The organism is Aquabacterium sp. (assembly GCF_029946005.1).
Classification (GTDB): domain Bacteria; phylum Pseudomonadota; class Gammaproteobacteria; order Burkholderiales; family Burkholderiaceae_C; genus Aquabacterium.
This window is the reverse complement of sequence record NZ_JAQSDR010000037.1, coordinates 131,766-156,990: the sequence shown is the minus strand read 5'-3', so window position 1 is coordinate 156,990 and position 25,225 is coordinate 131,766. Positions and strand designations below refer to the sequence as shown.

Sequence of the window (25,225 nt, the reverse complement as noted above, 5' to 3'; positions counted from 1 at the left end):
TGCCCGGAATAGTGCCCAGCTACGAATGGGTACATGATCACACGGGACGCGACAACTAACTTGGTGAAAATACAGGCAAGGGCGCTGAAGAAGAATGAATGATGCAGGTGTGTCAACCCCCATTCTTGCAATCGCCTTGCGTCCACATTATCGCTAGAATACGAGCCTGCCACACCAACTGTCATAGGCATGCGGCTTTTATATGTCGAATAACAAACATTCCCCCAAAAAAATACTTTGGATTAAAGCAGATCCTTTATACCCATTGGATTCAGGCGGAAAAATCCGCACCTTCCAGATGCTGAAGGAGTGGCACACTCGACACGACATCACCTATTTGGCCTTGTTTCCACAAGGCATGCCGCAAGCCGCCAAAGAACATGCCTTGACCTATTCCAGCAAGCAGACCTGGGTTCCATGGCAGGACCAACCAAAAAGCAGTTTAAAATTCAAAATCAGCGCGCTTAAGAATCTCTTTTTTTCAAAAGACCCTTACGTCATTGACAAATACCGAAGCGCCAAAGCAACCCAAGAGATTGCGGCCCTTGAAAAGAAAAACAACTACGACATCGTCATCGCAGATTTTCTGTCAATGACCCCCAATATTCTGGATTCCGGAATCAGCCCTTCCAAAATCATCGTCTTTCAACACAATGTTGAAAGTCAGATATGGAAACGCCACTTTGAATCCGCCAAGAACATCCTTTTGAAAACCTACATGCGTATCCAATGGAAGCGTTACCATCGCTTCGAGCAGGAGACATGCGCCAAGTTCAAGGGGGTCATTGCCGTCAGCGAAGACGACGCCCTCCGCTTTCAGGATGAATTCAAGCTTCGCAATGTGCTCGGCCACGTCCCCACCGGGGTCAACACCGAATTTTTCTCAGAAATTGAATACGCCCCTGAGCCCAAGCACATTGTTTTTCTGGGCTCGATGGATTGGATGCCCAATATAGATGGCATCCTAGAATTCACCAAAAATGTCTACCCCCTCATTAAAAATCAATGTCCGGATGTGCGCCTGACCATCATTGGTCGCAATCCCACCCCCGCCATCGTGGCACTGTCCGCACTGGATCCCAGCATTAAAGTCACCGGAACGGTGGATGATGTTCGGCCTTACATGAGCAAAGCCACGGTGTCCGTGGTCCCACTGCGCGTGGGGGGTGGCACCCGCATCAAGATTTTTGAAGCGATGGCCATGGGAATCCCCGTGGTTTCATCCACCATCGGCGCCGAAGGCCTGCCCGTTCAAGACGGCGTCAACATCCATGTCGCCGACGATGCCAACATTTTCTCGCAACGAGTGCTTGCTTTACTTCAGAATCCACCAACGGCTCGCGCAATGGGCGATGCTGGGAAGCACATGGTGAGTGAAAAATTCTCTTGGCGCACCGCGGTTGATCAATTCGACCAACTTTGCGACAAGGCCATGAACCCATCGTCACGCCACTAAATTTAACCGCCTTCAACCCTTGAGTGATTTGAAAATGAACATCAGTATTTTCGGCCTTGGATATGTCGGTGCAGTATCAGCGGGCTGTTTGGCCAATGACGGCCACCGCGTCATCGGTGTTGACTCCAACGCGGCCAAGGTCAAGTTGATCAACGAAGGGGTCTCTCCAATCGTCGAGAAGGACATCGGCGACATCATCGCGACCTGTGTTCGCGATGGGCGACTCAGCGCCACCACCAACGTGGCCGAGGCCGTGAACAATTCCGATATTTCGCTGATCTGCGTGGGCACGCCCAGCCAGCTCAACGGGAGCCTTGACCTGACCTATGTGCGCCGGGTCTGCGAGGAAATCGGTGCCGCGATTGCCCAGAAAACAAGCTTTCACATCGTCGTGGCGCGCTCAACCATGCTGCCGGGAACGATGAAGGACATCGTGATTCCAACGCTGGAAGCCAGTTCCGGCAAAACTGCAGGCGTGGACTTTGGCGTTTGCAACAACCCTGAATTCCTGCGCGAAGGCACAGCGGTTCACGATTATTACCAACCCCCAAAAACCGTGATTGGTGAAACGGACAGCCGAAGTGGCGCCCTTTTGGCGGAAATCTACGCGAACATGGACGCTCCATTGATCCGAACCGATGTCGCATCGGCGGAAATGGTTAAATACACCGACAATGTGTGGCATGCCTTGAAAGTGGGTTTTGCCAATGAAATTGGCAATATCTGCAAATCTCTGGATATTGACGGCCACAAGGTGATGGACATTTTCTGCCACGATCACAAGCTGAATCTGTCTTCTTATTACCTGAAGCCCGGTTTTGCCTTCGGGGGATCTTGCTTGCCCAAGGATGTCCGGGCGCTGACCTACAAGGCCAAAACCCTGGATGTTGAGACACCCATCCTGAATTCAATATTGCCGGGAAACCATTTGCAGGTTCAGCGCGGCATCAAGATGCTGACGGAGCATGGCAAAAGGAAGATCGGCGTTTTAGGCTTCAGCTTCAAGGCGGGCACCGATGATTTGCGTGAAAGCCCCGTTGTCGAAGTCATTGAAACATTGATCGGCAAGGGCTACGACTTGCGCCTTTACGATAAGAATGTGTCGATCGCCAGCATCACCGGGTCAAACCGTGATTATATTTTGAACCACATCCCGCACATATCTCGCCTGATGGTGGATAACATTGACGACATCCTTGCTCATGCAGAAGTCATTCTCATTGGCAATGACGCGCCTGAGTTCAAAGACATTTTGAGCAAGATACAGCCTCATCAAATGGTGGTTGATTTCGTGAGAATCACCAGCGGTCGGTCCGAGGCCGGTCGCTACCAGGGCATTTGCTGGTAAGCAGTTCAATCCATGAGCGCCAAGCCGCTGGCCCTTTCGGTCACCATCCCCGCCCACAATGAAGCACGCTTCATCGGCCGGTGCATCGAAAGCGTCTTCCAATCGGCTCAGAGGGCCGACCAGTCCGTGGAAGTGGTGGTGGCGCTGAACCGCTGCACCGACCAAACCCAGGCGATTGCAGAGTCCTTGGGCGCGCGTTGCGTGGTCGAAGACAAAAAATGCATTTCGGCCGTGCGCAATGCGGCCATCCGCGCCAGCAATGCGCCCGCCATTGCCACCATCGATGCTGACAGCTGGATGTCAGAGAACACCGTGGCGGCCGTCATGCATCGCGTGCAAGACCCCGTGTACGTGGGTGGCGGCTCGATGATCAAGCCTGAACGCATGTCGGTCGGCCTATTCTTCAGTGCCCTGACCGTGCTGCCCTACGTGGTCAAACATCGGCTGTCGTACGGCATGTTCTGGTTCCGGAAAGAAACCTTTGACGAACTGAACGGCTTTGACGAGAAGATGGTCAGCGTCGAGGACGTGGACTTTGCGCTGCGCCTGAGGGCCCTCGGCCGGCAGCGGGGCCAGAAATACGGCACTGTTTGGCGCCATGGCATCACCACCTCTTGCCGCAAATTCGACACCTTTGGTGACTGGTATTTTTTCAAGAACCCGGGTCTGGTGCGACGCATCTTCGAGGGGGACCGCGCGGCGGCGGATCACTTCTTCTACGACGTGGACCGTTGACGGGTCTCAGCCACCCAAGGCTTGGTACAGCGTCACCAGGTTGGTCAAACGATTCAAGCGGTTCTGCGCCAGGTTGTTGGTCGCCACGCGCCGGGTTTCCTGCGCGTCCAGCCAGGTCTTCAAAGACACGGCGCCGGCGCGGTACTGAATCTCGCTCAAGCGTTCTGATTGCAAGGCCGCCGTCAAAGACCGCTGTAATTGCTGCGCTTGCACCTCGTACTGCGTGCGCGCCGACAGCGCGTTCTCCACGTCGGTCAAGGCCTGGTACCAGGCCTGTCTGAAGCCCAGCACGGCCTGTTCATAGTCGGCTTGCGACACCGCGACATTGCGCTGCATGTCGCGCCACTGGATAAAGGGCAGTGCCAGCCCGGCACCCAAGGTGGCTACCGGGTTGCTCAACACATTGGACAAGACATTGCTGGTGCCCCCCAAGCTGCCCGTCAAGCTCAAGGTGGGGTAGTAGCTGGTGCGTGTGGCATCGACCGTGGCCAAGCCGCCGCGCAAGCGGAGTTCGGCCGCGCGCAGATCAGGCCGGCGTGCCAACACCGAAGCAGGCAAGCCGGCCTCCACCGTCGGCAAGGCAGCCTCGGGCAAGCGCCGGGCTTCCGCCAGGCTTTGGCTGGGCGGGCCATCGAACAAGATGGACAAGGCGTTGCGGGCTTCCACCCGCTGCTGCACCAGTTGCGATTGGCTGGCTTCCTGGCTGGCCAGCGTTTGCAAAGCCTGGGCCTCTTCCAGGCCGGTCACGCTGCCCGCCTCGTGTTGCGCCTTGACCAGGTCCAAGGTCTTGCGGGCGTAGTCAATGCTTTGCTGGCTGGATTCGATGCGTTGGTTCAGGTAAGCCACCTGCCAGTACAAGGACGCGGTCGTGCCCACCAGGGACAGAGCAGCGGCTGCGCGGTCCTGGTCGGTGGCTTGCGCCTCCCACTCGGCGGTGTTGCGCAACGCCGCCAGGCGCCCCCACAAGTCGGCTTCCCAACTCACACCGGCGCTCAAGCTGTTGGTGCGCGTGGTCGGACCGCCATCCAGCAATCGGCTGGCCGAGGTGTTGGCACCCGCGCTGACGGAGGGCCATTGAGCGCTGGCGGCTAAACCGGCCTGCAATTGCGCACGACGCACCTTGATGGCAGCCACGGCCAGGTTATTGTTGCGCTGCAGGGCTTCGTCCACCAGCTGCGTGAGCCGCGGGTCGCCAAAGCGCGCCCACCAGCGGTCAACTTCCGGCACCTGCGCAGCTTGGCTGGGAGCTGGCGCTGCGGTTTGCTGCTGCCATTGCGTGGGCACGGCCACCTCGGGCGAGCGGTACACACTGGGGCTGGCGCACGCCGCCAGCATGGCCACCACGGCCAGCATCACGAGGCGCTGGGCTGAGGCCTGGCATCGAAGGGGCAAACGATCCGTCATGAGCAAGGTTTCCATCCGTTTCACCATCAGCGCGACAGCGCATCCACCGGGTCCAGCCGGGCCGCGTTGCGCGCCGGCAAGAAACCGAACAGCACCCCAATCAGCGAAGACACCGCGAAGGCCAGCACGATGGTGGAGGCCGAATACACCAGGCGGAAATTGCCGCCACTCACCGCGTCAAAAATGGCGCCAATGGCCAGCGCCAGCGCAATACCCAGCAGCCCGCCGATCAGGCAGACCAGCACGGCCTCGATCAAAAACTGCCGCAGGATGTCGCTCTGGCGCGCACCCACGGCCATGCGCACGCCAATCTCTTGCGTGCGCTCGGTCACTGACACCAGCATGATGTTCATCACCCCGATGCCGCCCACGATCAGCGAGATCACCGCGATCGACGAGATCAGCAAGGTCAAGGTGGCCGTGGTGGTCTCGATCGTCTGGCGGATGCTGTCGCTGTTGCGCACGAAGAAATCCTCGCGGCCGTGGCGCTGCTTGAGCAGCTTGACGATGCCCTGCTCGGCCGCTGAGGAAGACACCGTGTCGCTGACCCGCACCGTGATGTTGCGCAGGTTGGACTGACCCAGCAAACGGCGCAAGGCCGTCGTGTAGGGCACCCAAACGTTCAAACTGTCGCTGGCCATGAAGGCGCTTTCTTGGGGGGCGGTCACGCCCACCACGCGCACTGGCACATTGCCCAGAAAAATCACCTGCCCCACCGGGTCTTCATTGGGCCCGAACATGGTCTTGGCGGTGGTGGGATCAATGACCGCCTCCTGGGTCTGGCGACGAATGCTGTCGGCGTCAAAGGTTTGCCCTTTCGCCAAGGTGTAGCCCTTGACGCGGAAGAACTGGTCGCCCACGCCGGTGATGCTGGCCGAGGCTTCGACGTTGCCGCGCCGCAGGGTCACGCTCGTGCTGACGGTCGGCGTCACGCTGTCCACATAGCTCAGCTGCGCCAAGGCATCGGCATCGCTGGGCACCAAAGTGCGAATGCGCCCCGCTTGCCGATCACCAAAGTTCTTGCCCGGGAAAATGTCGATGGTGTTGGTGCCCATCGCGCTGATGTCCTTCAGCACCCGCTCTCGCGTGCCCTGCCCCAGTGCCACCATCGACACCACCGAGGCGATGCCGATGATGATGCCCAGCATGGTCAGCAAGGTGCGCAGGCGGTGGCCGGCCATGGCGCGCAGGGCCATGGTGAAGGCCTCGGTGAAGCGGTCCCAGTGCGCGGCCCACGGGTGCGGATTGGCGGGGCCACCACCATGCAGGATGGTGCTCGGCATGGGATCGCCAGGCTTGATGCGATCGGCCACGATCACGCCATCGGCGATCTCGATGATGCGCTGCGCGTGGTCCGCCACCTTTTGATCGTGGGTCACGATGATGACCGTGTGCCCTTCGGCATGCAACTCGCGCAAGATGATCATCACCTCGGCGCCGCTGACGCTGTCGAGTGCGCCCGTGGGCTCGTCGGCCAGGATGACATCGCCGCCGTTCATCAAGGCCCGCGCAATGCTGACCCGCTGTTGCTGCCCGCCCGACAGCTGTCCGGGCCGGTGCATCACGCGGTCGGCCAAACCCAGGCGCGTCAGCAACGCCCGGGCGCGCTGCTGGCGCTCTTCGCTGCCGTGGCCGGCGTAGATGGCCGGTATCTCGGTGTTGCCCAAGGCGGTCAAGTCGCCCAGCAGGTGGTAGCGCTGGAAGATGAAGCCAAAGTGCTCGCGGCGCAAACGGGCCAGACCGTCAGGCGCCAGTTCGCTGGTCTCTTGGCCAGCCACAAAATACGAACCCCGACTAGGTCGATCCAGGCAACCCAGGATGTTCATCAAGGTGGACTTGCCCGAGCCTGAGGCGCCCATGATGGCGACCATCTCGCCAGCCTGTATGCTCAGGTTCACTCCCTTGAGCACGGCCACCTTGTCCTCACCGGACGGGAACTCGCGCCAGAGGTCTTTCACCTCCAACAGGGTTTGTGTCATGGCAGGCCTTTCGCGATCAGAACAGCGCGCCGCTGCGACGGCCACCGCCGCTGCTGCCACTGCCTGCCGGACCACCCTCACCCACCACCACCTTGTCGCCCGCCTTCAGGCCCGACAGCACCTGGGCCTGCACGCGGTTGTTCAGGCCGACCTTCACCTTGCGCGGCACCACCTTCTGGTCCCCCTCTTCGCCTTCCAGCACGCGCACGGTGTACTCGCCCTTCACTGCCTTGTCCGACAAGGCCGTGGCGGGAATCAGCAAGGCATCCTTGGCCTTGGCCAGCACGATGAAAACCTGGGCCGTCATGGCCACGCGCAACTTGCCATCCGGGTTCGGCACCTCAAACAGGCCGTTGTAGTAGATGGCGGTGGCGCTGGTGGACGTGCTCGTTGCCGAGGTGTTGGTGTCGGTCTGCGACGAATCAGGCACCGGCTCGATGGATTTGAGTTGCGCTTCATAGCGCTTGTTGGGCTCGCCCAGGATCGTGAAGTAAACGGGCAGACCGGGCTTGACCCGCACCACGTCGGCCTCCGAGATCTGCGCCTTGATTTGCACCGTGTCCAGCTTGGACAACTTGATGATGGTCGGTGCCGACTGGTTGGCATTCACGGTGCGGCCTTGCTCGGCCAGCACCGCCACCACCACCCCATCAATCGGCGCCGTGATGCGGGTGTAGTCCAGGTTCACGCGCGCCGTGTCCAAGGACGTTTTGGCCTGCTGGATCTGGGCATGGAGCACCGCGATGTCGGCCTTGGCCGTGGCCAGGCCGGCTTGCGCGTCTTCAAAATCAACGGCCGAGCCGGCGTCCTGGGCCAGCAGGCTCTTCTTGCGCTTGAACGACAGTTCGGCTTGCGTCAGGGTGGCCTGCTTGGCCAGCAACTGGGCTTGCAGCAAGGCGATCTGCGCCTGGGCATTCTGGTAGGCGTTTTGCTGCGTGGTGGAGTCAATCTCGGCGACCAACTGGCCTTTTTGAACTCGGTCACCCAAGGCCACATGCAGCCGCTTGATCTGCCCTGACACCTGCGCTCCCACGCTCACGTCCTTGAAGGACTTGATGGTGCCGCTGGCCAACACGGTGTCTTCCATATCGCCCACCGTCACGGTGGCGGTGATCACATCCGGCTTGGTCGGCTCGGCGAAGAAGACTTTTTTGACACCCCAGGCGGCGGCCGCCACAACCAGGGCGCCCAGCACCACGCGCGTCGGCGTGAACCAGGCGGATTTGATTTTTTTCATGAAGACCAGTCTTGCCCACTCAGGTTTACCAACGGTGTCCCGCTTGTGAACCGACTGTAAAGGAGAAAAACTGGTCCTTCGATCCCCAGCTTAAAAGGTCACTTGTCCAGACAAGTACAAGCCCTGCTGATCCGGCTTGCTGACGATGTTGCCCAGGTTCAACCAGGCCACCGTCAAACTGACTTGCCGGGTCGGGAACCAGGCCACGAAAACGTCCCAGGCCGCTTGTTCTTTCAAGATGGCCGCGGTGTCTTCCAAGTTGTTGGGCTTTTGGCGGTATTCGGTGCCCACGACCAGGTCATCGCGCAGCATCACACCCACGCTGCCCTCTGCCATCAACTGGCGTTTGTCATGACCGGCCCCGCCAAAGCCCACCAGGCCAAACTGGTTGGCCCGCGTCAGGCGCAAGGTCAGGTTGGCCAGCACGTTGTAGCCGCCTGCCGCACCCAGCCACAGCTTGGTCGCCGAGGCGTACACGTCCACGTCGCTGCTGTCAGCGCCAAACGAGTTCACCAGCACCTTGTCCTCATTGGATTTGAACTGCGCGCCCACGCTGATCTGCGGCATCCAGCTGTCCTGCGCATACACCGCATCGCCCAGCACCTTGACCTTTACGCCCAGGGCAGTCATCTCGATGGACTTGTCTGGCACGACATCGCCGAGCTTGAAACTCCAGCGCGCCATGCTCAATTCCACCCGGTCGTGGATGCCCACTGCCGCGCCGGCCACTTTCAAGTCATAGCCATCGTTGGTTCTGCTGTGCGTGACAAACGCCGAGCCCCCGATCTGGTTGCTGCTGCCACTGCCCGCGATGGTGGCCCAGGGCGTGAGCCCGCCGCCCGCTGCGCCTTCCACCTGGGTCACGCCCCAGGTGGCCAGCAAGCGGTCGCCCGCGCGGGCCGAATTGGGCACCAACACCGCACAGGCGGCGGCCACTGCCAGGGTGAGCCACGCATTTTTCGAATTCTTACTGGCCGGGAATCGCTGCATGTGAATCTGCCTTTTCAGGGCCCGTGGGGGCCAAAACGCCTTTGTTCAACAGATCGGTATCGGTCAAAACGCCTCAACATTGAGCAGCAAACGCCGAAAGAAGGATCACAAAGGTGGCATTCATGAAATTTCCAGACCTGCGCATTCAACTCACGCCAGAGCGCAAGCGCAACCTCATCACCCTGGCGGTGGGCTTGGCCATCAGTTGGACCCTGGCCAGCCTGATGGCCTGCGCAACCTCCACGAAAACCAGCGGCACCACCCCGCTGTACCAGCAACTGGGCGGTGTCACGGCCATCACGCAGATCTCCGACCGCACGCTGGACCGGGTGTCCAGCGACCCACGCACCCACCGCACGTTTGCCAACATCAAAATGAAAGCGCTCAAGGAGAGCGTGGCCGCCTACGTGTGCAAGGTAGCCGATGGCCCCTGCGCCTATGAGGGCGAAACCATGCGCAACTCGCACGCGGACCTGGGCATCACTGGCGCAGAGTTCGACCTCATGGTTGAAATCCTGCGCGAGGAAATCAACCGTGCCAATGCCCCCACTGGCGCCAAAAATGAGCTGCTCAAGCGCCTGGCCCCCACGCGCCGCGAAATCGTCAAAAACTCCTGAGCCCTGCCGATATGACGCCCCTTGCCCGAATCGCCCTCTTGAGCGCCCTGAGCGCGGTCAGCCTGGGCCCCCACGCCGCACCGCAAGCCATCCTGGTCACCAACGAGGCCGGTCAACCTGTGGCGCAAGCGGCAGTGTCCGTGTACGTCAAGGGCCTGCGCGCCACGGCCCCAGCCAACGCTACCGCCAACATGGCCCAGAAGGGCCGCGCCTTCCAGCCCACCCTGCTGGTCGTGCAAACGGGCACGCCCGTGCTGTTCCCCAATTTCGACACGGTTCGCCACCACGTCTACTCGTTCTCGCCCACCAGGAAGTTCGAGATCAAGCTGTATGCGGGCACCCCCGCCGCACCCGTGGTGTTCGACAAAGCGGGCACCGCCACGCTGGGCTGCAACATCCATGACCAGATGCTGGGCTACATCCACGTCGTTGACACGCCTTTTTTCAGCGTGACTGGCAGCGACGGCCAATTAAACCTGGACCTGCCGGCTGGTGAACACCGCGTCCAGATCTGGTGGCCCGCCCTGGGTGAAAGCAACCCCGGCGTCGAGCAGGTGCTCAAGGCTGGCGGCCAGGCCGTCATGCTGCGCGTCAAATCCTGATCCGTCGGCGTGCTGGGGCTGTCATCAGCCCGTCATGACCCGCCACTAAAGTCACGCTTGTCTCGGGGCAAATGCGTGCCTCAGGGATGAAGGCAGTACCTGGCTAGTCGGTCACCGCAGCACGGTTCAGTCCTTCATCTCGCCACACGGGACACCCCACAAATCCAGCATCAAGGCCACACGGGCCTGGGCTGCTGTCAGCGCCCCCGCCGCAGGCCAATGGTCTCCGGCCCGCGTTAGCACCCCGCCCCGCGCGACACGGCTGCTTCGCCAAATCTTGATGCCTTGTTGCTCGGCCTTTTCCAGAGCGCGCGTCAATCCCTGGTGAATGGTGCCATGACCGGTGCAGGCCACCACCAAGCCCCCAAGGGCATGACCTGCCAGCTGACTTTGCGTCAAAAGCGCCTCCACCAGAAGTCCGTCGGCCCCGGCATGGCTGGTCAAGATCTCGACCCGAGGCGGTGGTCCCGCGGCCTCCAGGCAAAACCAACCAGCACGACCTGGGGGCGGCCATGAAACGGCGCCCACAATGGCGCCACTGTCGGTGATGTGCCCGAGCGGCGCCTCACCACCACCATCAAAGGCATCATCAATGTGCCAGGTGTGAGATTTGCGCACGGCGTGCCCAGGCCAGATCACCCCCGCCATCACGGCCACGACGCCAGCCCACCCCTGAGACGCCGCGTGTTCGGCCACCCGCACCGCGTCGTGCAGATTGCGGGGGCCATCGGCCTGAGCCGACGTCGCGGCGCGCATGGCCGCCGTCAAAACCACAGGCTTGTGGACATCCAGCAGACGGTGCAACAGGTACGCCGTTTCTTCCAGCGTGTCCGTGCCATGGGTGATGACCACCGCGGCCACGTCATCGCGCGCCAAAGCCTCCCGAATGTGTTGCGCGAGCGCCTGCCAAACAGACCAGTCCATGTCCTTGCTGTCGATCTGTGCGACTTGCTGTGCCTCCATTGGCACGCCCGCCAACGCGGGCACCGCGCGCAGCAATTGCTCCACGCTCAACTGCGCGGCCTGGTAGCCCACGTCATCCGGCCCAGCGCCCGTGCCGGCGATCGTGCCCCCGGTGCCCAGCACCACCACCAATCGCGACTTCACATCCATGCAACGCAACCTCTTTAAAAACACTGGACAAACGAACAGGCCTGTATAGAATGACAGTTAACCAAGCCATCCAGTGGATAGCAGATGAACGATAAACCCAAACTCACCCCCCGCCAGCAAGAGATCTTCGAGCTGATCCAGCGGGCTATCGCGCGCACAGGTGCCCCACCCACCCGCGCAGAAATCGCCACCGAGTTGGGTTTCCGCTCGGCCAATGCCGCTGAAGAACACCTGCAAGCATTGGCTCGCAAAGGCGTGATCGAGTTGCTGGGCGGCACATCACGCGGCATCCGGCTCAAGGCGGGCACCCTGCGCACCGTGAACGAAACCCGCAAAAAGTCTGGCTCGGCTGGTGGTGCTCCGTTCAATATGAGCCTGCCGGGTCTTGAACAACTGGTGCTGCCACTGATCGGCCGAGTCGCCGCAGGCAGCCCCATCCTGGCGCAAGAACACGTCGAGCAAAGTTATTCGCTTGAACCCAGCCTGTTCACCAAACGCCCCGACTACCTCTTGCGCGTGCGCGGCATGAGCATGAAAGACATCGGCATCCTCGACGGCGACCTGCTGGCCGTGGCCCGTGCCAAAGATGCCCGCAATGGCCAGATCGTGGTGGCACGCCTGGGCGACGAAGTCACCGTCAAGCGCTTCATGCGCACGTCCAAAGGCATCGAGTTGTTGCCTGAAAACGCCGACTTCCAACCCATCATCGTGCCGCCCGACCACCCTGAATTCGAACTCGAAGGGTTGGCCGTGGGCCTGATCCGAAATCAGCTCTTGATGTGATCTAACTTGCCATGTTGGCAACGTCATCGCGCGGGTGGCGGGCATTTGCACCTCGCTTGAGTGTGCAGTCCCGCGCGTTGACGTCATTTTGGAATCCTGCCGAACTTCAATCGTTGTTGCCGGAGTTCTCCATGATTCATCACTTTGCCCGTGCTTTCTTTGTTCGCTCCTCCAGCGCCGCGCGTGCGGGGGCCACTCGCACCGAGCCCAGCTTTGCCCCTGAACGGCTTTTGAGCCCCACCGTCATCGCCCCGCGCCGACTGCGCATCAGCAGCGACCCAGCCGATGCCCGCCGCACCGTCATCGCCGGCCGTTTCGCCGATGTTTGCGCCGCGCTTGACCGCCTGGTGCTTGAACAAGAAGCAGCCGTCTGAGCTCCCTTGGCCCGGCGTGAAAAAGCCCCGCGATCCGAAGACCTGCGGGGCTTTCTGGTCAAGCCCATGCCGAAGGCGTGCGCTCAGCCCATGTGCAGACCACCGTTGATCGAGAAGTCTGCGCCTGTGGCAAAGCCCGACTCGTCGCTGGACACCCACGACACCATCGACGCGATGTCTTCAGGCGTGCCCAGGCGCTTCACCGGGATGGTGGCCACAATCTTGTCCAGCACGTCTTGGCGAATGGCACGCACCATGTCGGTGCCAATGTAGCCAGGCGACACGGTGTTCACCGTCACGCCTTTGTTGGCCACTTCCTGGGCCAAGGCCATGGTGAAACCGTGCATGCCAGCCTTGGCGGCCGAGTAGTTGGTCTGGCCAAACTGGCCCTTCTCACCATTGACCGAGCTGATGTTGACCACGCGGCCCCAGCCCCGGTCCACCATGTCGTCAATGACCTGCTTGGTCACGTTGAACAGGCTGTTCAGGTTGGTATCCATCACCGCGTCCCAATCGGACTTAGTCATTTTGCGGAACATGCCGTCACGCGTGATGCCGGCGTTGTTGACCAGCACATCCACCGGGCCATGCTCGGCGCGCGTTTTCTTGAAGGCTTCCACGGTGGAATCCCAGTCAGCCACATTGCCCACAGAAGCGTAAAAGTGATAGCCGAGCGCCGTTTGCTCATCGAGCCACTTCTTGAAGTCACGACTCGGCCCGCAGCCTGCGATCACCTTGAAACCGTCTTTGTGCAGACGTTGGCAGATCGAGGTGCCGATGCCGCCCATACCGCCGGTCACGTAGGCCACTTTTTGACTCATGGAATGCTCCTCTTTTTGGGAAAAAATCTAATCGTTGCGAGAGATAAAGAACAAATCGGGTGATCAGCGTTCGACCGTCAGGGCCACGCCCATGCCGCCGCCAATGCACAGTGAAGCAATGCCTTTGTGGGCATCACGTTTTTGCATTTCGTGCAGCAGCGTGACCAGCACGCGGCAGCCCGAAGCGCCGATGGGGTGACCGATGGCAATGGCGCCGCCATTGACATTGACCTTGCTGGTGTCCCAGCCCATTTCCTTGTGCACAGCGCAGGCTTGCGCGGCAAAGGCTTCATTGATTTCAAGCAAGTCCAGGTCGGCCGCTTTCCAGCCCGCGCGTTCCAAGGCACGGCGCGATGCGGGCACCGGCCCCATGCCCATGTAGGCCGGATCAAGCGCCGCGCTGGCGTACGAGGCAATGCGGGCCAATGGCGTCAAACCGAGTTGCTGAGCCTTCTTGGCGCTCATCACCATCACGGCCGCTGCACCATCGTTCAAGCCTGAGGCATTGCCGGCGGTCACCGTGCCGACCTTGTCAAAAGCCGGGCGCAGGCCCGCCAACACATCGGCGGTTGATTTGCGATTGACGAATTCATCGGTGTCAAACACCAAGGGATCGCCCTTGCGCTGGGGAATCCACACCGACGCGATCTCGTCCTTGAATCGACCTGAATCAATCGCCGCAGCGGCCTTTTGTTGCGAGGCCAGGGCCAGCGCATCTTGCTGCTCGCGGCTGATCTCGTACTTCTTGGCCACGTTCTCGGCGGTGATGCCCATGTGGTACTGGTTGTAGACGTCCCACAGGCCGTCGGTGATCATGGTGTCGATCAGTTTCCAGTCGCCCATGCGTTGCCCGTCGCGCGAACCAGGCAGCACGTGCGGGGCCAGGCTCATGCTTTCCTGGCCGCCCGCAATGACAATCTCGGAATCGCCATCGCGGATGGACTGGGCCGCCAGCATCACAGCTTTCAAGCCCGATCCACACACCTTGTTGATGGTGAACGCAGGCACGCCCTGCGGCAGGCCCGCCTTGATCACCGCCTGACGGGCCGGGTTCTGACCACAACCGGCCGCCAGAACCTGCCCCAGGATCACTTCGCTGATCTGGTCGCCCGCCAATTTGGTGCGTTTGAGCAGGTCCTGAATCACCACGGCACCCAAATCCGACGCTGGCGTCTTGGCCAAGGTGCCGCCAAACTTGCCCACGGCGGTGCGAGAAGCGGCAACGATCACGATGTCAGTCATGACAAGTTCCTTTTTTCAGAAGTGTCAATTGCAGTGAAATGATGAGCGCGGTTCACGCCTTGCGCAAGACGTAACGGCCCGGAGCAGCTTCAATCGGTCGGTGTTTTTTGCTGCCCAGCTGCTTGGGTGAGGCTACCTGCTTGCCGGCGTGCGTGCCCAACCATTCGGCCCAGGTCATCCACCAGCTGCCAGGGTGCTCTTGCGCCGTGGCCATCCACGCCTTGGCCGTGGGGGGATGTGTACCAGCCGTGCCACTGGTCCAGTAGCTGCGCTTGTGTTTCTGTGGCGGATTGATGACCCCCGCAATGTGCCCGGAGGCGCCCAGCACGAAGGTGGCGGGGCCTTGCATCAATTGAGTAGACGCATAGGCACCGTCCCAGGGGACGATGTGGTCCTCGCGCGAGCCGTAGACAAAAGTGGGCATGTCCAGGCGGCGCAAATCCAAAGGTTCACCGCACACCGTCACGGCATTGGGCTGGGACAGCTTGTTTTCCAGGTAGGTGTTGCGCAAATACCAGCAATACATCGGCCCGGGCAGGTTGGTGCTGTCGCCGTTCCAGTACAGCAGGTCGAACGCCGGAGGCTTTTCACCCTTGAGGTAGTTGCCCACCACGTAGTTCCAGACCAGGTCGTTGGCGCGCAGGAATGAGAACGTGGCAGCCAACTCGCCGCCACGCATCAGGCCACCGCCTTGCGGGCTGCGTTCGCCAATGCTGGTTTCGCGCATCTGCACCATGGCCTCGTCCACGAACAAATCCAAAGTGCCAGTGTTGGTAAAGTCCAGAAAGGTGGTCAGCAAGGTCATGCTGGCCACGGGCTTTTCGCCACGCGCGGCCATCACCGCCAGGGCTGTCGCCAGCAAAGTCCCTCCTACGCAAAAGCCCAAGGCGTTGATCTGCTTGGTGGCGGTGATCTCGCGCACCACATTGATGGCCTCAATGGTGGCCTTTTCGATGTAGTCGTCCCAGGTCGACTGGGCGAGGTCGTCATCGGCATTGACCCAACTGATCACGAACACCCGGTGCCCTTGCGAGACAGCGAACCGCACCAACGAGTTGTCTGGCTGCAGGTCCAGGATGTAGAACTTGTTGATGCAGGGGGGCACGATCAGCAAGGGCAAGGCATGGACCTTGTCGGTCAGCGGTTTGTACTCGATCAGTTGCAGGTATTCGTTCTCGAACACGACCGAGCCTTCGGACGTGGCCACGTTGCGGCCCACTTCGAACACGCTTTCGTCGGTCTGCGACATGTGCCCTTGGCGGATGTCACTCAGCAGCATCTGCAGGCCCTGGGTGATGCTTTCACCCTTCGTCTCGATGGCTTTTTTCTGCGCCTCGGGGTTCAACGCCAGGAAGTTGGAGGGCGCGGCCGCGTCCACCCATTGCTGCACGGCGAAGCGCACACGGTCACGGGCTTTCTCATCACCACTCAGGCTGTCGGCCAGGCGCTGCAAAGTGCGCGCATTGAGCAGGTACATCGATGCCATGAAAGCATTGGCCGGCGTGCTGCTCCACTCGGGCGCGGCAAATCGGCGGTCATCGGGCTTGGGTTGGCCTTGTTGCGCCAGCGACTGGTTCCACAAGGCCGTGGCCTGCTCGACATACTCTTGCTGAATGCGGGACATCTGGTCCCAAGGCACGGTCAAGCCTGCGATGGATTGCAGGCTGGTGCCCACGCTGTCAGTCAGAACCTGCGTGGATTCGAGGGGTGGCGGCGCAGTCGCGGAGGAAGCATTCGTCGATTTTTTTGAGCGAGACCGTTGAATGACAGCCATATGTCTCCTTGGCAGGACCTGCGAGATTGCGAACATCCGGGTGGATGCTTCAATGTTGCCGTATTCTGAGCACAGTTTTTTTACGGTGGATCAACATCTGTCTTCGGTTTGATGTGTTTTCGCCTCACTCAAAGCAAACTTCGGGCCGCCCCTGGCTTGACAAAGGCCCTGACCTGAAATGTGGATCGTCGCGATAGCCTGGATGTTCGTGGTGTTGTTGATGTCGATTGCCGAAGCCGTCAGCCCCATCGGCAGTGTGCTGGGGGCGATCGTCACCTTCTTTTTGTACGGGGTGGGCCCGCTGTCCTTGGTGATGTACCTGCTAGGCACCCCCATGCGCCGCAAGGCACGCCGCGCCAGGGAGGACGCCGCCGATGAAGCTGCAAGCTCAGGCGCCGTCAAGCCAGATGCAGGCGGCCTGCCGCCCAGTGACACGGTCCCGCCGGAACGAAAAGAAGCGTAAAGGCTCAGACACGGTGCACCAGCGACCTCCTTCAATGCGATGGAGTCCCAGCGACTGCAGCCGGTCCGTTGCCAACCCCGCCAAATCTGCCAGCCAGCGGTCCCGCGATTGTCGAATGAAACGCGGCGAGTGTTGACTGGGATCAACGCCAAATCCTGACAGGACATCAACGCCCACCTGGAAGGCGGTCGGGCCAATGCACGGGCCCAGCCATGCCTGCAAATCTTTCGGATCCGCTGAGCTTGCTTCGCACAGCGCGGTCACCCCGGTGTCGACAATGCCCAGGCCGTTCAAATCACCTGCCCCCGCCAAGCCCCGCCAGCCTGCGTGCAATGCCGCCACACCCCGACCTTCCGGCGCGGCCAGCAGGATGGGCAGACAGTCGGCCACCATGACAGCGCAAACCAGACCAGGCTCGGTGGTGAACACCCCATCGGCCTGCGCCTCGGCCAATGTCGTTTGCGTTGGGCTGCTCAGGCGCACCACGCGGTGTCCGTGCACCTGCTGCAGCCAAACGGGCTGGGCCTGCATGGCGGCCGCCAACTCCAGGCGATGCTGGCGAACATCGGCCAGGTCATCGCCCACATGGTTGCCCAGGTTGAAACCATCCCAGGGCGGCTGGCTGGAAGTGACGTTGTGCAAGCTTGCACGCGCCGTCATGAGCGCGCGCGCGCCCGGCCCAAACTGCGGAGCAATCCAGCCCGCAGGCCAAAGTTGGGGTGTCGAGGCTATCATCGCGGCCCGATGCTACCTCGTTCCACCGCCTCCAGTTTGCCCCGCCACCGCAGCGCCCGCCACCCTGGCCGACGTCGCGAGCCACATCCCCCCAGCGCCTCGCTTCAAGCCTGGCTGACCGCTCCGGGCTCGCTCACCGCGCGGTTGCGGGCACATGGCGCGGTCGAGGTCCGGGTGCAACGCCAGGGCAGCCAACGCCTCTGGCCGCAAGAGCGCCGCGACCTGGGCTGCCGCAGTGGCCACGTCCGCGAAGTGGTGCTGCTGCTCGATGGTGTGCCCGTCGTATGGGCGCGCAGCGCCACCTCGCACCGCGCGCTGCAAGGCACCTGGAAAGCACTGACCGGCTTGGGCACGCGGCCGCTGGCCGAGCTGCTGTTCCAGCGAAGTCATGTTTGCCGCGAACCCCTGCGCCTTCAGCACTTGGCCCCACATGGACTCGCCGAATCGCGACTGCGCGCCGCATGGACTGGCGCGCATCCCCGTTGGGCACGCAGCTCAGTGTTCTGGCAGCATGGCCAGGCCCTGCGGGTGATGGAGTCCTTTGCCCCCACGATCGGGCAACTGGATGCCCACCGACTGACCCGCCAAGTCGGCTGAGGCGTCCCTGATGCCCTTACACTGATGCCCATGCTTTTTTCACGCCGCATCGAGCACTGTCAAGTCTGTGGCACCCGAGTCGAGTATCGCGTGCCCGAGGACGACAACCGGGAGCGCGCGGTCTGCCCCGCCTGCCACCATGTCCACTATGTGAACCCCCTCAACGTTGTGGGCACCCTTCCCGTTTGGGAAGACAAGGTGCTGCTGTGTCGCCGCAACATCGAGCCACGCAAGGGTTTCTGGACCTTGCCCGCTGGTTTCATGGAGCTGGGCGAAAGCACCGAAGAAGGCGCCGCCCGCGAAACCGATGAGGAAGCCGGCGCACGCTTCGAGATGCAAGGCCTGTATTGCATGATCAATGTGCTGACGGCTGGCCAGGTGCATTTCTTCTACCGCGCCCGCTTGCTGGACACGGATTTCGCCCCGGGCCCAGAAACCATCGAGGCTCAGTTGTTCAGCGAGAAAGACATCCCCTGGAGCGAGTTGGCCTTTCGCACCGTCCGCATGACGCTTGAAAAGTACTACGCCGACCGCATGAGTGGTCAATTTGGCGTCCACTGTGCCGATATCCGTTGAGTGAACAAACCTCAGGAACCCATTGCGGCGCTCGCACCGCCGTCCGCCACATCGTCAGTTGATGCCACGGCGCGCCTGCGCGAAGACCTGATCGCGCCCGATCCGCTGCTGGATTGCCTGATTGAAGTGGCACGGCTGCATGGCCATGCGGCCACGCGCGCTTCCCTGTCCGCCGGGCTGCCGATGGACAAAGGCCCCCTGCCCTTGGCACTGGCCGAACGAGCCGCTGCACGTGCTGGCCTGGCCGCCAAGCTGCAGCGCCTGAGCTTGAAAGACATCGACGACCAAACCCTGCCCGCGATCCTGGTCCTCAAGGAGAACCAGGCTTGCGTGCTGCTCAGCCAGGATGCACAGGGCAACGCCCAAGTGCTGCTGCCAGAAACCGGCCAAGGCCGCATTGAGCTGTCTGCGCAGGACCTGGCCGCAAGGTACAGCGGGGTGGTGCTGTTCGCCCGCCCTCATTTCAGATTCGACGAACGCACACCTGAAGTGCGTGACACCAAAACAGGACACTGGTTCTGGGGCGCGGTGCTGGCGCAGCGCTTTGTCTACCGCGACGTGTTGTCGGCCGCCTTGCTGATCAACCTGTTCGCCCTGGCCTTTCCGATCTTTTCCATGAACGTGTACGACCGGGTGGTGCCCAACCACGCGGTCGAAACCTTGTGGGCCCTGGCCATCGGCGTGATGCTGGTGCAGGCCTCGGACTTGGCCATCCGCCTGTTGCGCAGCCACTTCGTGGACGAGGCCAGCGCACGCATCGATGTGCAGATTTCGGCAACGCTGATGGAACGCGTGCTGGGCATGAAGCTGGAAAATCGCCCGCAGTCGGTGGGCTCGTTCGCGGCCAACCTGCGCGGCTTCGAGCAGGTGCGCGACTTCATCGCCTCCAGCACCGTCACCGCCCTGATCGACCTGCCCTTCGCACTGCTGTTCGTCGTGGTCATCGGCTGGATCTCGCTGTGGTTGGTGATCCCCGTGCTGCTGGTGTTCGCCATCATTTTGGTGGCCGGCTATGTGCTTCAACACCGCCTGCACGAGTTGTCGCAAAGCACCTATCAGGCATCCGCCCAGCGCAACGCCACCCTGGTGGAAAGCCTGACCGGCATTGAGACCATCAAGTCGCAAGGCGCCGAAGGCCTGATCCAGGCTCGGTGGGAGCGGGCCAACCAGTATCTGGCCAAGCTGAACGTGCGCATGCGCGGGCTGTCGTCCAGCGCCATGTACACCACGGCCACCTTGCAGCAACTGGTCTCGGTCGCCATCATTTTGATTGGCGTGTACCTGATCACCGACAAGAGCCTGACCATGGGCGGATTGATCGCATCAACCATGCTGGCGGGCCGCGCCTTGGCGCCCGCCGGGCAGATCGTGGGACTGCTGATGCAGTACCAGGGCGCCGTCACCGCGATGGAATCCCTCAACAAAATCATGGACCAGCCGGTGGAGCGCCCCTTGGGCACCAACTTCCTGGAGCGCCGCGAAATCAAGGGCGAGATCGAGTTCCGACACGTGTCCTTTGCCTACCCCGGGCGCCAGGACTCGGCGCTGGACAACATCAGTTTCAAGATCAAACCTGGTGAAAAAGTCGCCCTGATCGGCAAGGTGGGCTCCGGCAAGACCACGCTTCAAAAGTTGATCCTGGGCCTGTACCACCCAGCCCAGGGCGCCGTCCTGCTCGATGGCATCGACATGCGCCAGCTCGACCCCGCCGACGTTCGCCGCAACCTGGGCTATGTCTCGCAAGACGTGACCTTGTTCTTCGGCACCCTGCGCGAGAACATCATTTTTGGCATGCCGCATGCGCAAGACGACGCCATCGTGGCGGCCTCCGAATTGGCCGGGATCAGCGACATGATCCACCGCCATCCGCAAGGCTTCGACATGCCTGTGGGCGAGCGTGGCGAGTTGCTCTCTGGCGGACAGCGGCAAGGCGTGGGCATCGCCCGTGCGGTGCTGCACAACGCCCCCATCCTGCTGCTGGACGAACCCACCAGCGCCATGGACTTCTCGACCGAGGCCTTCGTTACCCAGCGCATGAAAGAATTCTCGGCCGGCAAGACCGTGGTGCTCGTCACGCACCGCACTTCCATGCTGTCTTTCGTCGATCGCGTCATCGTGGTGGACCAGGGCAAGGTCATGGCCGATGGTCCGCGCGAGCAGATCCTGCAGGCCTTGGCGTCTGGGCGAATCGCCCGCGCTGTCTGAACCAGCACCAAGGCAGCGACCATGAAAAAACTCATGAAACTGGGCCAGGTGATGATCGCCGTGCTGGAGTCGATCCGCCGCTTCACCGCCCCCGCCACCGACTGGTTGCTGGACCGTGTCGCCGGGCCGCGCGTCACGGCCGAATCCGCCCAGGCCGCCGGCATGCACAGCTTCGAGCTGGATGCCGATGCGGTCATGTCCACCCACGGCACCTACCGCGCCCAAACGTTGGTGCGTTCAGCCGTGTTCGTGGTGCTGGGCTTGCTGGTCTGGGCGGCCGTGGCCGAGATCGATGAGGTCACCAAGGGCGAAGCCAAGGTCATCCCATCGCGGCAACTGCAGGTCATCCAGTCTTACGACGGCGGCGTGGTGTCCGAGATCCTGGTCAAGGAAGGCCAGTTGGTCGAGCAAGGCCAACTGCTGCTGAAAATCGACGAGACCCGCGCCACCTCCGGCATGCGCGAGAGCAACGCCAATGCCTTTGCCCTGCGGACCAAGCTTGCCCGCTTGAAAGCACTGGCCGAAGGTGTGGCTTTTGCCCCCCCCACCCCCACCGTCGACAACCTCGACGAGCTTCGAATCGTTGATGAAGAACGCCAGCTCTACGATGCCAAGCGAGCCGAACTGGCCTCCATGATTGGCATCAACCAGCAACAGCTGGCGCAACGGCAACAGGAGCTGAGCGAAATGCGCTCACGCCGCGAATCAGCCGTGCGCACCCTGGATTTGTCACAACAGGAACTGGCCAAGACCCGCCCCTTGTTGGCCACCGGCGCCGTCTCCGAAGTAGAAGTGCTGCGACTGGAGCGCGACGTCAGCAAGGCCCGCGGCGACATGGAGCAAGCTGGTGCGCAAAGCGCCCGCGTGATGGCCGCCATCAATGAAGCGCAGCGCAAGATTCAAGAAACCGAACTCACCTTCCGCAACGACGTCCGCAAAGATCTGTCGGATGTGCTGGGCAAGCTGAACGCCCTGAACGAAGGCGCCGTGGCCCTGGCTGACAAGGTTGACAAAGCCCAGGTCAAGTCGCCGGTTCGCGGTCGCATCCAGCGCCTGCTGGCCAACACCGTGGGCGGTGTGGTGCAGCCGGGCAAAGACATCCTCGAGATCGTGCCGCTGGACGATGCCCTGGTGCTGGAGGCCCGCGTCCAACCGCGCGACATCGCCTTCATCCATCCTGGCCAGGCCGCCACCGTCAAGCTCACGGCGTATGACTTCTCCATCTACGGTGGCATGGACGCCGTCGTGGAAAACATCAGCCCCGACACCATCACCGACGAGCGTGGCGTCAACACCTATTACGTCGTGCGGGTGCGCACCAAGGCCGCCAACTTCAGCGCCAAGATGCCCATCATTCCCGGCATGACGGCCGAAGTGGACATCCTCACCGGCAAAAAGACGGTGTTGTCTTACTTGCTCAAGCCGGTGCTCAAAGCCCGGGCCTACGCACTGCGAGAGCGCTGAACCGGCGTCATGCCCTCACTGCAGGGCCGGTCACGCCGTCGATGCCGCAATCGATCAGGGCGGGAATGTCTTCAGGCTCGGCCACGCCTTCGGCGTAAACCTGCAAACCCAAGCCATGCAGCATGGACGCCGTTGCCGCCACAAAGGCCGCCCGAGCCAGATCCTTCGACACGCCCTGCACCACGGAAGCGTCCAGCTTGACGTAGTCCAGCCCTGCCTCGAACAGGAACTCGATGCGCGTCAAGCGCTCACCGGCATGCTCCAGACCGATGCGGGCTCCCAAAGGCCGCAACTGCTTGCACAGTTCGCGCACCAGCTCGAAACGCTCGACCGCCGCCACTTCAGAGACCTCAAGCCAAAGAAGCTGCGCCTCAATGGGCGCCTCGGCCAAACGCGCTCGCAGACGCGGCACGAAGCCGCTGTCCACCAAAGAAGCGGGAGACAGATTCACCCCACGCGGCTGTTGGTCAGCGGCGATTTGCGACAGCGCCAACGCCACCGCGGCTTCATCAATCTGCGAAATCAGGTTGCAACGCAAGGCCATGGGCAACCAATGCGCCGCAGACTCGAAAGGCCCGCCCGGCTCCAGTTGCATGCGCATGGGCGATTCGTGGTGCACCAGTTTCAGCTCGCGGTCCAGCACCGGAAAGCGCACCAGCAGCAAGCGATCTTCCAGCAAGGCCGAGCTCATGCGGCGACGCCATTCGTCCTCGCCCATGGCGGATTCAGACGCAGAACTCAAATGGGTCAACTCCACCGCGAAGCCACCACGGCTTTCAGCGCGGGCCAGGGCCGAATCGGCGGCAGCCAGCACTTGCTGCATGGCCACACCACGTTCCCAGTGCGTGGCGCCCACCACCACGCTGGCAGTCGTTCCCAACTCGGCAAAGGCGCGTTTGATCGCATCGGCGTAATGCTCGGGCTGTGGCAAGGGCACCTCGTCATGCGCCAGGCACACCGCGAAATCACCGCCATTCAGGCGCCCGATGGCCACACCCACCACACCCACGGAAACCTCATTGAGCACCGCGGCCAGCTTCTGCAGCAGCACGTCGGTCTGCCGGTGCCCCATCACCCGGTTCACCATGGCCAGGTCCGCCACACGGATCATGCAGAGCAAGCCACGACCCGAGCCTTCATCGTTGTTCAGGGCAGCGCCCAACTGAGCCACGAAATGGGTCCGGTTGGACAAACCCGTCAATGGGTCGCAATGCGCCTGCTTGCGCAACTGCTCCACCTGAAAAGCCTGATCGTCAAATTGAGATTTGAGCCGCTCGACCACCGCGTTCATGGCCTGGCTCAGCCTCGCCAGTTCAGGCACCCGGGGTTCCTCGACTGTGATGAAACGCCGCTCCATCAAGGCCTGCGCCTGTCCCACTGTGGCATCCAGCGGGCGGCGAATGGCGCGCACCCCAAAACTGGCCACCACGCTTGCCAGGGCGCCCATGGCCGCCAACCACATGGCCGTGGTGATGCTGCCTTGCCACAACTGGTCATCGGCAAACGAGGAATGGCTGACCACCTCCACCGAACCCAGCGCGCGCCAGCCATCAGACACCTGAGCCACGCCCGGGGTCGAATCGATCGAAAGCATGTTCACAAACCAGGTCGGCGCCAGTGAATCGGTGCGTTTAACGTCAGCCTCATGGTTGGACACCACCTGACCGCGCGGATCACGCAGGGAAATGCGCTTGTAGAAGCCGGTGTCAAACTGGGCTGCCACGACCAGGTCCATCAAGGCCATGTCGCCTTTTTGCTGGGACAGGCCCAAGGCCAACGACTGCGCGTTGTCTGCATTCTTCAACCGCAACTGTGTTTCCAGATAGTTCCGCGACGAAACCATCCAGACCGCAAAGCTGCCCAGAAAAGCCATGAGCAGCGTCACCATCAACAGCAGCCAGATCTGACGAATCAGCGACATGCAGCGTCCCTTGTCATAGACATCACCACCAACCCTCCGACCGTGTCTTGGTCAACACCTCCCGCCAGCGCGAAAGACGTGCCACCGGATCCCCAGCCGTGGTACTGCCCACACCTTGCCACAAACCTTCGGCGTTGAAGCTGAAAACAGGTGCCAAATCTGGCCTCCTGGACGCGGGCCGGATGTCCGTGATCAGGTTGTCCAGGATCAAAGGCTCGGCCAGGGGCTCAGGATAATAAGCCAGCACCATGTGGGCCAGGATCGCCCCGCCCACCTCGGCCCGCACATACACCAGCCGCATCTTCGCCGGAGACACGCCCGCCGCGATCAGGGACAAGTACTTGCCAATGGCGTAGTCCTCGCAATCGCCAGCGCCCCTGCTCAACATTTCAAGCGGCGTGGCCCAGTAGTCAACCTGCCCCCAAACGTCGCGGTCGTCCCGGTACGCCACACGCCGGTTGAAAAATGAATTGAGGCGGCTGAGGCGGCTGGCCTCGTCGCTGGAAGTTGCTTCGGCAACCTCCTGGATCAAGGCCTGCGCCTGGACGGCGGTGGACGGACCCAAGCGTTGCGCCGCAGCCATGATCCTCTGAGACTCAAATGCGCTGCCGACATGCCCAAGCAGCAAGCTGCCCAAGATCATCAAGCGCGCCAGCCAAATCCCGAACGGGTTTCCGAAGCCTTGCCCTGGCCGGCCTCCCTTCAAGGGCAATCTCAATGTGGCACGGGCCAGGCTCATTCCATGGGGCTCAGTCGGGGGTCAAGGTCGCAAACAGTCACCTCACTGAA

23 protein-coding genes are annotated in these 25,225 nt (G+C 61.6%); 12 read left to right on the top strand and 11 right to left on the bottom strand.

Going from position 1 to position 25,225, the window contains the following annotated elements; all coding sequences use genetic code 11:
• Positions 1-202: 202 nt before the first annotated feature.
• The 3 genes from PSV38_RS18250 to PSV38_RS18240 are packed head-to-tail and all read left to right on the top strand — an operon-like array spanning position 203 to position 3,539.
• Positions 203-1,456, top strand: coding sequence for a glycosyltransferase (locus tag PSV38_RS18250; protein WP_300549977.1), 1,254 nt, complete (start codon positions 203-205; stop codon positions 1,454-1,456).
• Positions 1,457-1,475: 19 nt separating this feature from the next.
• Positions 1,476-2,804, top strand: coding sequence for a UDP-glucose/GDP-mannose dehydrogenase family protein (locus PSV38_RS18245; protein WP_300549976.1), 1,329 nt, complete (start codon positions 1,476-1,478; stop codon positions 2,802-2,804).
• A 12-nt stretch (positions 2,805-2,816) separates the two neighbouring features.
• Positions 2,817-3,539, top strand: a complete 723-nt coding sequence (locus PSV38_RS18240) for a glycosyltransferase (RefSeq protein WP_300549974.1) — start codon at positions 2,817-2,819, stop codon at positions 3,537-3,539.
• Positions 3,540-3,545: 6 nt separating this feature from the next.
• Here the strand turns inward: PSV38_RS18240 and PSV38_RS18235 are convergent, their stop codons facing one another.
• From PSV38_RS18235 to PSV38_RS18220, 4 genes are all read right to left on the bottom strand, one after another.
• Positions 3,546-4,943 carry an efflux transporter outer membrane subunit gene (locus PSV38_RS18235; protein WP_300549972.1) on the bottom strand — a complete coding sequence of 466 codons (1,398 nt, stop codon included), beginning with the start codon at positions 4,941-4,943 and terminating at the stop codon, positions 3,546-3,548.
• A 26-nt stretch (positions 4,944-4,969) separates the two neighbouring features.
• Positions 4,970-6,922 carry a MacB family efflux pump subunit gene (locus tag PSV38_RS18230; RefSeq protein ID WP_300549970.1) on the bottom strand — a complete coding sequence of 651 codons (1,953 nt, stop codon included), beginning with the start codon at positions 6,920-6,922 and terminating at the stop codon, positions 4,970-4,972.
• A 16-nt stretch (positions 6,923-6,938) separates the two neighbouring features.
• Entirely contained in the window at positions 6,939-8,159 is a 1,221-nt protein-coding gene (locus PSV38_RS18225; protein ID WP_300549968.1) for an efflux RND transporter periplasmic adaptor subunit, read from the bottom strand.
• Between the two features lie 90 nt (positions 8,160-8,249).
• On the bottom strand, positions 8,250-9,149 hold the full coding sequence (locus tag PSV38_RS18220; protein ID WP_300549965.1) for a DUF3034 family protein: 900 nt from the start codon (positions 9,147-9,149) through the stop codon (positions 8,250-8,252).
• A gap of 122 nt (positions 9,150-9,271) precedes the next feature.
• Between PSV38_RS18220 and PSV38_RS18215 the strand changes: the two genes are divergently transcribed.
• Together PSV38_RS18215 and PSV38_RS18210 are read left to right on the top strand one after the other, a co-directional pair.
• Positions 9,272-9,766, top strand: a complete 495-nt coding sequence (locus PSV38_RS18215) for a group 1 truncated hemoglobin (RefSeq protein ID WP_300549962.1) — start codon at positions 9,272-9,274, stop codon at positions 9,764-9,766.
• 11 nt (positions 9,767-9,777) lie between these two features.
• Positions 9,778-10,368, top strand: coding sequence for a methylamine utilization protein (locus PSV38_RS18210; RefSeq protein ID WP_300549960.1), 591 nt, complete (start codon positions 9,778-9,780; stop codon positions 10,366-10,368).
• A gap of 126 nt (positions 10,369-10,494) precedes the next feature.
• On the opposite strand, the gene PSV38_RS18205 is transcribed toward PSV38_RS18210, so the two are convergent.
• On the bottom strand, positions 10,495-11,481 hold the full coding sequence (locus PSV38_RS18205) for an asparaginase (RefSeq protein WP_300549958.1): 987 nt from the start codon (positions 11,479-11,481) through the stop codon (positions 10,495-10,497).
• An 84-nt stretch (positions 11,482-11,565) separates the two neighbouring features.
• On the opposite strand from PSV38_RS18205, the gene lexA reads away from it, so the two are divergent.
• Both lexA and PSV38_RS18195 read left to right on the top strand, forming a co-directional pair.
• Entirely contained in the window at positions 11,566-12,264 is a 699-nt protein-coding gene (lexA, locus tag PSV38_RS18200) for a transcriptional repressor LexA (protein ID WP_300549955.1), read from the top strand.
• A 131-nt stretch (positions 12,265-12,395) separates the two neighbouring features.
• Positions 12,396-12,638 (top strand): hypothetical protein, encoded by a 243-nt coding sequence (locus PSV38_RS18195; RefSeq protein ID WP_300549952.1) that lies wholly within the window; start codon positions 12,396-12,398, stop codon positions 12,636-12,638.
• An 83-nt stretch (positions 12,639-12,721) separates the two neighbouring features.
• Here PSV38_RS18195 and phbB read toward each other — a convergent pair whose 3' ends face one another.
• The 3 genes from phbB to phaC form a co-directional block, all read right to left on the bottom strand.
• A complete protein-coding gene (gene phbB, locus PSV38_RS18190; RefSeq protein ID WP_300549950.1) occupies positions 12,722-13,459 on the bottom strand; it encodes an acetoacetyl-CoA reductase in 738 nt (245 codons plus the stop codon).
• Between the two features lie 63 nt (positions 13,460-13,522).
• Positions 13,523-14,701, bottom strand: coding sequence for an acetyl-CoA C-acetyltransferase (locus tag PSV38_RS18185; RefSeq protein ID WP_300549948.1), 1,179 nt, complete (start codon positions 14,699-14,701; stop codon positions 13,523-13,525).
• Between the two features lie 52 nt (positions 14,702-14,753).
• Positions 14,754-16,325 carry a class I poly(R)-hydroxyalkanoic acid synthase gene (gene phaC / locus PSV38_RS18180; RefSeq protein WP_366526671.1) on the bottom strand — a complete coding sequence of 524 codons (1,572 nt, stop codon included), beginning with the start codon at positions 16,323-16,325 and terminating at the stop codon, positions 14,754-14,756.
• 328 nt (positions 16,326-16,653) lie between these two features.
• On the opposite strand from phaC, the gene PSV38_RS18175 reads away from it, so the two are divergent.
• Positions 16,654-16,938: a hypothetical protein gene (locus PSV38_RS18175; RefSeq protein ID WP_300549944.1), complete on the top strand. Its 285-nt coding sequence runs from the start codon at positions 16,654-16,656 to the stop codon at positions 16,936-16,938.
• Here PSV38_RS18175 and pgeF read toward each other — a convergent pair.
• Positions 16,864-17,598 carry a peptidoglycan editing factor PgeF gene (gene pgeF, locus PSV38_RS18170; RefSeq protein ID WP_300549942.1) on the bottom strand — a complete coding sequence of 245 codons (735 nt, stop codon included), beginning with the start codon at positions 17,596-17,598 and terminating at the stop codon, positions 16,864-16,866. The genes PSV38_RS18175 and pgeF overlap by 75 nt on opposite strands.
• Positions 17,599-17,682: 84 nt before the next feature.
• Between pgeF and PSV38_RS18165 the strand changes: the two genes are divergently transcribed.
• Genes PSV38_RS18165 through PSV38_RS18150 form a run of 4 tightly spaced genes read left to right on the top strand, consistent with a single transcriptional unit; the run spans position 17,683 to position 22,515 of the window.
• Positions 17,683-18,270 carry a chorismate lyase gene (locus PSV38_RS18165; protein WP_300549940.1) on the top strand — a complete coding sequence of 196 codons (588 nt, stop codon included), beginning with the start codon at positions 17,683-17,685 and terminating at the stop codon, positions 18,268-18,270.
• Positions 18,271-18,300: 30 nt separating this feature from the next.
• The gene (locus PSV38_RS18160) at positions 18,301-18,846 is read left to right on the top strand and encodes an NUDIX hydrolase (RefSeq protein WP_300549938.1); all 546 of its coding nucleotides are present in this window, start codon (positions 18,301-18,303) and stop codon (positions 18,844-18,846) included.
• Positions 18,847-21,051, top strand: a complete 2,205-nt coding sequence (locus tag PSV38_RS18155; protein WP_300549936.1) for a type I secretion system permease/ATPase — start codon at positions 18,847-18,849, stop codon at positions 21,049-21,051. It abuts the gene before it with no gap.
• Positions 21,052-21,072: 21 nt separating this feature from the next.
• Complete coding sequence (locus PSV38_RS18150) at positions 21,073-22,515, top strand: HlyD family type I secretion periplasmic adaptor subunit (RefSeq protein ID WP_300549934.1); 1,443 nt, start codon at positions 21,073-21,075, stop codon at positions 22,513-22,515.
• Positions 22,516-22,522: 7 nt separating this feature from the next.
• Here PSV38_RS18150 and PSV38_RS18145 read toward each other — a convergent pair whose 3' ends face one another.
• Positions 22,523-24,436: an EAL domain-containing protein gene (locus tag PSV38_RS18145; RefSeq protein ID WP_300549932.1), complete on the bottom strand. Its 1,914-nt coding sequence runs from the start codon at positions 24,434-24,436 to the stop codon at positions 22,523-22,525.
• Positions 24,437-24,458: 22 nt separating this feature from the next.
• Complete coding sequence (locus PSV38_RS18140; protein WP_300549930.1) at positions 24,459-25,019, bottom strand: transglutaminase-like cysteine peptidase; 561 nt, start codon at positions 25,017-25,019, stop codon at positions 24,459-24,461.
• Positions 25,020-25,225: the final 206 nt, after the last annotated feature.

Coding starts and splice junctions, on each gene's coding strand:
- PSV38_RS18250 (WP_300549977.1), top strand. CDS start 203: ATGTCGAATAACAAACATTCCCCCAAAAAAATACTTTGGATTAAAGCA.
- PSV38_RS18240 (WP_300549974.1), top strand. CDS start 2,817: ATGAGCGCCAAGCCGCTGGCCCTTTCGGTCACCATCCCCGCCCACAAT.
- PSV38_RS18235 (WP_300549972.1), bottom strand. CDS start 4,943: ATGACGGATCGTTTGCCCCTTCGATGCCAGGCCTCAGCCCAGCGCCTC.
- PSV38_RS18230 (WP_300549970.1), bottom strand. CDS start 6,922: ATGACACAAACCCTGTTGGAGGTGAAAGACCTCTGGCGCGAGTTCCCG.
- PSV38_RS18225 (WP_300549968.1), bottom strand. CDS start 8,159: ATGAAAAAAATCAAATCCGCCTGGTTCACGCCGACGCGCGTGGTGCTG.
- PSV38_RS18220 (WP_300549965.1), bottom strand. CDS start 9,149: ATGCAGCGATTCCCGGCCAGTAAGAATTCGAAAAATGCGTGGCTCACC.
- PSV38_RS18215 (WP_300549962.1), top strand. CDS start 9,272: ATGAAATTTCCAGACCTGCGCATTCAACTCACGCCAGAGCGCAAGCGC.
- PSV38_RS18210 (WP_300549960.1), top strand. CDS start 9,778: ATGACGCCCCTTGCCCGAATCGCCCTCTTGAGCGCCCTGAGCGCGGTC.
- PSV38_RS18205 (WP_300549958.1), bottom strand. CDS start 11,481: ATGGATGTGAAGTCGCGATTGGTGGTGGTGCTGGGCACCGGGGGCACG.
- lexA (WP_300549955.1), top strand. CDS start 11,566: ATGAACGATAAACCCAAACTCACCCCCCGCCAGCAAGAGATCTTCGAG.
- PSV38_RS18195 (WP_300549952.1), top strand. CDS start 12,396: ATGATTCATCACTTTGCCCGTGCTTTCTTTGTTCGCTCCTCCAGCGCC.
- phbB (WP_300549950.1), bottom strand. CDS start 13,459: ATGAGTCAAAAAGTGGCCTACGTGACCGGCGGTATGGGCGGCATCGGC.
- PSV38_RS18185 (WP_300549948.1), bottom strand. CDS start 14,701: ATGACTGACATCGTGATCGTTGCCGCTTCTCGCACCGCCGTGGGCAAG.
- phaC (WP_366526671.1), bottom strand. CDS start 16,325: ATGTCCCGCATTCAGCAAGAGTATGTCGAGCAGGCCACGGCCTTGTGG.
- PSV38_RS18175 (WP_300549944.1), top strand. CDS start 16,654: ATGTGGATCGTCGCGATAGCCTGGATGTTCGTGGTGTTGTTGATGTCG.
- pgeF (WP_300549942.1), bottom strand. CDS start 17,598: ATGACGGCGCGTGCAAGCTTGCACAACGTCACTTCCAGCCAGCCGCCC.
- PSV38_RS18165 (WP_300549940.1), top strand. CDS start 17,683: ATGCTACCTCGTTCCACCGCCTCCAGTTTGCCCCGCCACCGCAGCGCC.
- PSV38_RS18160 (WP_300549938.1), top strand. CDS start 18,301: ATGCTTTTTTCACGCCGCATCGAGCACTGTCAAGTCTGTGGCACCCGA.
- PSV38_RS18150 (WP_300549934.1), top strand. CDS start 21,073: ATGAAAAAACTCATGAAACTGGGCCAGGTGATGATCGCCGTGCTGGAG.
- PSV38_RS18145 (WP_300549932.1), bottom strand. CDS start 24,436: ATGTCGCTGATTCGTCAGATCTGGCTGCTGTTGATGGTGACGCTGCTC.
- PSV38_RS18140 (WP_300549930.1), bottom strand. CDS start 25,019: ATGGCTGCGGCGCAACGCTTGGGTCCGTCCACCGCCGTCCAGGCGCAG.